8 protein-coding genes and 1 tRNA gene are annotated in these 6,702 nt (G+C 61.2%); 3 read left to right on the plus strand and 6 right to left on the minus strand.

From position 1 onward, the window contains the following. Positions 1 to 27: 27 nt before the first annotated feature. On the minus strand, positions 28 to 498 hold the full coding sequence (locus GAL01_RS15025) for a hypothetical protein (protein ID WP_174694494.1): 471 nt from the start codon (positions 496 to 498) through the stop codon (positions 28 to 30). A 6-nt stretch (positions 499 to 504) separates the two neighbouring features. Further along, a complete protein-coding gene (gene zwf, locus GAL01_RS15030) occupies positions 505 to 1,974 on the minus strand; it encodes a glucose-6-phosphate dehydrogenase (RefSeq protein WP_062027148.1) in 1,470 nt (489 codons plus the stop codon). Between the two features lie 276 nt (positions 1,975 to 2,250). Between zwf and GAL01_RS15035 the strand changes: the two genes are divergently transcribed. Further along, positions 2,251 to 2,517, plus strand: a complete 267-nt coding sequence (locus GAL01_RS15035; RefSeq protein WP_062027147.1) for a DUF2312 domain-containing protein — start codon at positions 2,251 to 2,253, stop codon at positions 2,515 to 2,517. Positions 2,518 to 2,571: 54 nt separating this feature from the next. Then, positions 2,572 to 3,171 (plus strand): hypothetical protein, encoded by a 600-nt coding sequence (locus GAL01_RS15040; RefSeq protein ID WP_062027145.1) that lies wholly within the window; start codon positions 2,572 to 2,574, stop codon positions 3,169 to 3,171. Between the two features lie 21 nt (positions 3,172 to 3,192). Here GAL01_RS15040 and proB read toward each other — a convergent pair whose 3' ends face one another. From proB to rplU, 4 genes are all read right to left on the minus strand, one after another. Next, positions 3,193 to 4,329 (minus strand): glutamate 5-kinase, encoded by a 1,137-nt coding sequence (gene proB, locus GAL01_RS15045; protein ID WP_062027143.1) that lies wholly within the window; start codon positions 4,327 to 4,329, stop codon positions 3,193 to 3,195. Beyond that, the gene (gene obgE / locus GAL01_RS15050; RefSeq protein WP_062027141.1) at positions 4,326 to 5,336 is read right to left on the minus strand and encodes a GTPase ObgE; all 1,011 of its coding nucleotides are present in this window, start codon (positions 5,334 to 5,336) and stop codon (positions 4,326 to 4,328) included. The genes proB and obgE overlap by 4 nt, the downstream gene beginning before the upstream one ends. A 99-nt stretch (positions 5,337 to 5,435) precedes the next feature. Continuing rightward, positions 5,436 to 5,702, minus strand: coding sequence for a 50S ribosomal protein L27 (gene rpmA / locus GAL01_RS15055; protein ID WP_062027139.1), 267 nt, complete (start codon positions 5,700 to 5,702; stop codon positions 5,436 to 5,438). A gap of 33 nt (positions 5,703 to 5,735) precedes the next feature. Beyond that, positions 5,736 to 6,050 (minus strand): 50S ribosomal protein L21, encoded by a 315-nt coding sequence (gene rplU, locus GAL01_RS15060; RefSeq protein ID WP_011251736.1) that lies wholly within the window; start codon positions 6,048 to 6,050, stop codon positions 5,736 to 5,738. A gap of 291 nt (positions 6,051 to 6,341) precedes the next feature. Here rplU and GAL01_RS15065 point away from each other — a divergent pair. Beyond that, a tRNA-Ser gene (locus tag GAL01_RS15065) sits at positions 6,342 to 6,431 on the plus strand. The last annotated feature ends 271 nt before the right edge of the window (positions 6,432 to 6,702 follow it).

A 6,702-nucleotide genomic window follows, 5' to 3' on the forward strand; every position in this document is an offset into this window, starting at 1 on the left:
AGGAGGCTCCGCCTTTTTCAGAGCACGTCAGAGAGGCAGGTCGTGGAAGGAACCGGGGGTTCCCGCATCGGTCTGTACGGTCCGGTCGGCCCGGTTGATTTTCAGGCTGAACAGCTTGTCGGCCGAAGGTTTCTCGCCGGGGCAGCCGTTACCGTGACGTCCGAGAACGTCCATCGTCGGCGTATTGTCGGACGCACTTCCGTTGACGACGAAGACGAGGCAGTTGCGTGGCAGATCCGTCAGGTTGTCTTTCACCACCGCAAGACGCAGATGCTCCACCAGCGCCGTGTTGTCGAACCAGCTCAGCTTGCTAAACGTGATCTTGTCATAGGACATGTCCAGCAGTCCGCTCCGGACTGCAATGAACATGAGCAGAAAAGCCGGGATGACCACCAGAAGCCGCCGCAGCAGAAGCTGCTTGAAGCTGCGGGGCTGGCGGCGTGTGTTTTTGCCCGGCGCGCGGCCCAGACGGGGCGTTGCGCTTTTATCGTCACTCAAATGTGGTCACTCCGAGGCTTCGTGCCAGGTGTCGCCATGCTCGGCGAGCAGACGGGTGGCCTGCTCCGGACCGTAGGAGCCGGCGCTGTAGGTCTGCATGGGTACCGTATTATGTTTCCACGCATCAAGGACCGGTTCGGCCCAGCGCCATGCCGCTTCGACCTCGTCGCGACGGATGAAGAGGACCGGATCGCCCCGGACCGCATCAAGCAGCAGTCGCTCGTAGGAGTCGGGGAAGGGCATGCCGCCTTCCATGCGAATGGAGGCGTCCAGATCCGCCGTATGGAGGTTGAACACGTCCAGCGCGGGGTTCTTGACGTTCAGCCGCAGTTCTACGCCTTCATTGGGCTGGATGCGCAGGACGAGCCTGTTGCTGGCAGGTGTGGCGCCGAACATCGTGGTCGCCGCCGGGCGGAACGTCACGACGATCTCGCTGACCTTGCGAGCCGAGCGCTTGGCCGTGCGGATATAGAAAGGCACGTTCTTCCAGCGCGGTGTATCGACCCAGGCGCGGACAGCGGCATAGGTTTCCGTGGTGCTGGGCTGGCCGAGTTCTTCAAGATAGCCCGGAACGTTTTCGCCGCCGATCACGCCGGCCGTGTACTGGGCACGGACGGTCTCGGTAGCTGCGCTGGCTTCCGTAATCGGGCGCAGCGCGTTCAGGACGGCCAGCTTGGCGTTGCGGACGGCATCGGCCTCAAGGGAGTCGGGCGCTTCCATGGCGACCAGACACAGAACCTGAAGCAGATGGTTCTGGATCATGTCGCGCAGTGCGCCTGACGTATCGTAATAGGCCGCGCGACCTTCCACGCCGACCGTCTCGGCGGCGGTGATCTGCACGCTCTCGATATGCTCTGCCGACCATGCCGCATTGATGAGCGGGTTGGCAAAGCGCAGGGCGAGAACGTTCTGGACCGTCTCTTTGCCAAGATAATGGTCGATCCGGTAGATCTGCTTTTCTGGAAAATACTGGCCCACGCCGTCGTTGATGGCGGTTGCGGTCGCCATATCCGTTCCGATGGGCTTTTCAAGCACCACCCGCGAACTGGCTGTAATCAGCCCGTACCGGTGCAGGTTTTCGCAGATGCTGCCGTAAAGCTGCGGCGCAGTTGCGAAATAAAAGACCCGTACACGATCAGGCTGAGCCTTGGCGAACAGGGACGTCAGGCTGTCCCACTGTGTGCTCTCGCGGCTGCTGTCGAGGGTCACGTAGTCCAGGCGGGCCAGAAAGCGGTCCACCAGTCCAGGGCTCAGGACATCCGAAGGAAGGAAACGCTCGAGCGCCTCACGGGCACGCGCAACATAGGCCTCCCGGCTCAGCTCCGTCCGGGCGGCTCCGATGATGCAGGCATCATCCGGAATTTGCCCCAGCCGGAGGCGGTTATAGAGCGCGGGCAGCAGCTTGCGCATCGTGAGATCGCCAGTGGCGCCGAAGATGACATAGTCGAAGGGCTCGACCTGCTGGAAATGTTCCATGGAAGACTCTCTGACCTCTCGAACCCGCAGACCGGGAAAAAAGGGTTAGGGTTCAGGCCTTTTCAGGCACCGTCTAGATCCCTGCCGGGGCGCTTTCTGTCAAGGGACGAGCCGTGCACGACATCGGGAGAAAGGTTTCTTCAGACCCATGCGTTCATGAAACGTGCACATAATTCCGTTGACCGTCCCGCCCTCCTCACGATAAGCCGCGCGGCGGATGCTGTGTTTGCGCAGCGTCGGCGAAACATAGCCCAGACGACATAAGGAAACCGGACCATGGATGCAGAAACCAAGAACGAAGGCGCTGCCACGGGCGGGATCGCTGCGGACCGTCTGCGCTCCATCATCGAGCGTGTCGAGCGTCTGGAGGAGGAGCGCAAGGCTCTGGCGGGCGATATCAAGGATATTTTCTCAGAAGCCAAATCGGCCGGATTTGACGTAAAAGTCATCAAGCAGATCATCCGCCTGCGCAAGCAGGAGCCGGCGGAAATCGAGGAGCAGGAAACCCTGCTCGACATCTATCGTCGTGCCCTTGGAATGTAATTCCGGCTGCCGGACGATCGAACACGCTAATTTCAGACTGGACCGGGCCTCCTCATGATGTCTGATTTCTCATGGCTGCCAGGCTGGGCCATCGGGTGCCTGGTCGTGGTGGCCGCACTGTTCGGACTGGCGCTCCTGTGCATGCCGTTCGCCGTGTTCGGTACCAAGCCCCGGTTGCAGGATCTGGAGTTCCAGATTGCCGAGATGCGCGCTGAACTCCGGGCCCTGAATCTGCGTCTGGCGGTTTCGACGCGTCCGGACGGTCCTTCTGCCGTTCCGGGCGGGCAGACCGTCATGGCGCCTCAGGAACGCATGGCGCAGATGGATGAAGACTATCTGATGCCAGCGCGGACCCTGCGCCCCGATCTGCCTTCGTATGAGGACGGTCCGGGGCAGATCGCTGCGGGCCGGGGGGACCCTGAAACCCTGCCGCGTCGAAACCTTAATGCTGCGTCCGCGACCGGAAGGGACGACCTGTCCGGCGCGTCCGAGCGGGTCTGGTCACGTGCGCCATGGGAGCACGACGAAACCGAGGCCGGGCGTCAGCCTCTGGGTCGTGGTATCGACAGAAAGCAGGCCGTGAAAACGGTTGCGGAGAATGACGCCTACCGCTCGCGTTCGGAACCCAAATTGCGCTGGCCTCCGAAGGGCTGAAGACCAGCAGGGCAGGGGGTGTCAGGGATGATCGAGAGCCAGGTCATCCCGATGAATGAGGGCATCCCGTCCACGATATCCCAGAAGCTGCTCCATCTCTGCCGAACGATGTCCGATCAGCTTCAGGCTCTCGTCCGAGTCGTAACCGATCAGACCGCGTCCGATAATGATGCCTTCACTATCGCGAATAGCGACGAGATCGCCGCGTCCGAACGTCCCTTCAAGTCCCGTTACGCCTGCGGGAAGGAGTGAGGCGCCTTCCTGAAGGGCGCGACAGGCTCCCGCGTCGATCGTGAGGGATCCTCTGGGCTGGAGGCCGCCGCCAATCCAGCGCTTGCGGGCTGAACCCGCATCGGTCTGGGCCAGAAACCAGGTGCAGGGACCGCCATTCTGCAGTCTGCGCAGCGGGTGATGTTCCTGCCCGGCCGCGATGACCATGTTCGCACCTGCGCGCGTCGCAATCCTTGCGGCCAAAAGCTTCGTACGCATGCCGCCTGACGAATACCCAGGTGGTGGCTCGCCTCCCATGGCCATGATGTCGTCGGTCATCTGTTCGACAACGGGAATATGTCGTGCGGACGGGTCTTGTCGGGGGTCGGCCGTATAGAGCCCGTCAATATCCGACAGCAGCACCAGGCAGTCCGCACCCGTCATCTGGGCGACGCGGGCGCCCAGACGGTCGTTGTCACCGAACCGGATTTCGCTGGTGGCGATGGCATCGTTTTCGTTGATGACCGGCACACAGCCCAGATCGAGCAGTGTCTGAAGCGTGGCGCGGGCGTTCAGATGACGCTCACGGTTTTCCGTATCATCCGGCGTCAGGAGAAGCTGTGCCGCGACCAGATTGTGGTCCGCCAGCGCCGCACTCCAGCCCTGTGCCAGCCCGATTTGTCCGACACTGGCCATGGCCTGTTTTTCGTCCAGACGCAGCCTGCGGGATGTGAGGCCAAGACGATGCCGTGCAAGGGAGATCGCTCCCGATGACACGACAATCACCTCTGCGCCGTGTGCACGTAGGTCGGCAATATCGGCGCAGACGCTCTGCAACCATTGCTGCCGCAGCGCGGCGTTGGCGGAATCGACCAGAAGCGCGCTTCCGATCTTGATGACGATCCGGCGGGCCTGCGCCAGATGAGGAGCACAAGCCGCCGCATTCATCCCTGCCGGTCCTTTTTGGCAGCCGTCACGCGATCCTGAAGCATCCGGAGCAGTTCCGGCAGGCCTTCCTGCGTCGCACTGGACAGCATCAGCACTTCGGCCCCGGACGCCTTGGCGAGGGCCCGCTTTTTAGCAGAGCGCTGTGTGGGCGTCAGGGAATCGCACTTGTTCAGAACGATGATCTCGGGTTTGGCTGCAAGCTCCGGGTCGTAGGCCTCGAGTTCCCTGCGGATCAGGCGCCAGTGCTTGACGACCTGACTTTCCGTCCCGTCGATCAGATGCAGGAGTGTTGCGCAGCGCTCTACATGGCCAAGGAAACGGTCCCCAAGACCCGCGCCTTCGCTGGCGCCTTCGATGAGACCGGGAATGTCGGCGATCACGAATTCTTCGGTATTGTTCAGCCGGACCACGCCAAGCTGCGGGTGCAGGGTCGTGAACGGGTAATCTGCAATTTTCGGACGCGCACGGGATGCGACGGAAAGAAGCGTGGATTTGCCCGCGTTTGGAAGGCCCACAAGACCAATATCGGCAATCAGCTTGAGGCGCAGCCACACCCAGCGCTCTTCGCCCGGCCAGCCTTTGTCGGCCCGGCGTGGCGCACGGTTGGTGCTGCTCTTGAAATGGGTGTTACCAAGGCCGCCATCACCGCCACGGCACAAAAGGACTTCCTTGCCCTCGGCGTCGAGATCGGCCAGCAGGGTTTCGCGATCTTCGTCGAAGATCTGCGTGCCGACCGGAACATTGATGGTGACATTTGCGGCGGCAGCACCGGTCCGGTTGGAGCCTGCGCCATTACCGCCCTTGCGGGCCTTGAAATGCTGCGTGTAGCGGAAGTCGATCAGTGTGTTCAGGCCGGGAACCGCGCGGAAAAGGATATCACCGCCACGACCGCCATCACCGCCGTCCGGACCGCCATATTCAATGTATTTCTCGCGCCGGAATGCGATCACGCCGTCCCCGCCGTCCCCGGAACGCACATAGATCTTGGCCTGGTCGAGAAACTTCATCGTATTGTCCGAAAGAAAAGGTGAGGGGCGCTTTATACGCAAAAAGGCCGGTCCCGAACAGGACCGGCCCTTTCTGCTCGCGCTGGAACAGCGGGCTGCTTATTCAGCAGCTTCCGGCAGTGCCACGGAAACGTGGACGCGGCCTTCTGCGCGGCGCTGGAACTGAACGTGGCCGTCTACGAGCGCGAACAGCGTGTGGTCGCGACCGATACCGACATTGGCTCCAGCCTTCATCTTCGTGCCGCGCTGACGGACGATGATGTTGCCTGCGATGACGCTTTCGCCGCCGAACTTCTTCACACCCAGACGACGACCTGCACTGTCGCGTCCGTTACGGCTCGAGCCGCCTGCCTTTTTTTGTGCCATGACTGTTTGTCCTTACCTAAAGTGTCTGGCCAATCAGGCCGCGTTGATCGCGTTGATGCGCAGGACGGTCACCGGCTGACGGTGGCCATTCTTGCGGCGGCTGTTCTGACGGCGACGCTTCTTGAAGATGATCACCTTCGGCAGACGATCCTGAGCGACGACGGTTGCCGTCACGGTTGCGCCAGCAACCAGCGGGGCGCCAACGGTCAGCGTGCCTTCGCCGCCAACCATCAGGACGTCGGTGAAGGTGATGGTGCTGCCGGCTTCAGCTTCGAGCTTCTCGACCTTGAGGATGCTCTCGGGAGCAACGCGATACTGCTTACCGCCGGTGCGGATGACTGCGTACATTCTGGAAACTCTCTCTGTTCCGATCTCGTGGCCGCTTCTGCCGGGTGGTCCCGGTCTCGTGCGACCCAGTCGCTTTTTGTCGTTGGCTCCAAGGCAGCCACTGCAATGCGGCCGTATGGAACAGCCGCGGTCGATACAGATGTGAGGGCTTTCAGTCAATCAAAAACGACTAAAAAACAGCCCTGCAACCATATTTCTCGAAGGAAGGCGTTTCTACCCTCTTGCAATATTGGATAAAGCCCGTCATAAGCCCCTCCGTCGATCAGGTTCAGCGCAACAGCAGAGCCGTACGGAGAGGTGCCAGAGTGGTCGATCGGGGCGGTCTCGAAAACCGTTGTGCCTTCGCGGGTACCGTGGGTTCGAATCCCACCCTCTCCGCCAGAAATTTAAAGAACAGATAGTAAATATCGCTTTAACGGTGCCGGATGCTCTGGTCTCCACCTGGCGTCTCATCCGGGGGCAGTCTTCTACGTCGTTAGGCAGCGCCGCAACTGACGGCGGGGTCTCCTGTTGCTACGCCTAAAATACTGCCGCGCCACTAAATAAATGAATATCGCATTCCAAAAACGACCTGCCAGAAATGGCCAGGGTTGCCCATGTGATCGACTTTGGCCTGGAACCTCTTCACCCCGCTGCGCGTAGTCTGGATGTC

The sequence above is a fragment of the Gluconobacter albidus genome (assembly GCF_002723915.1).
Classification (GTDB): domain Bacteria; phylum Pseudomonadota; class Alphaproteobacteria; order Acetobacterales; family Acetobacteraceae; genus Gluconobacter; species Gluconobacter albidus.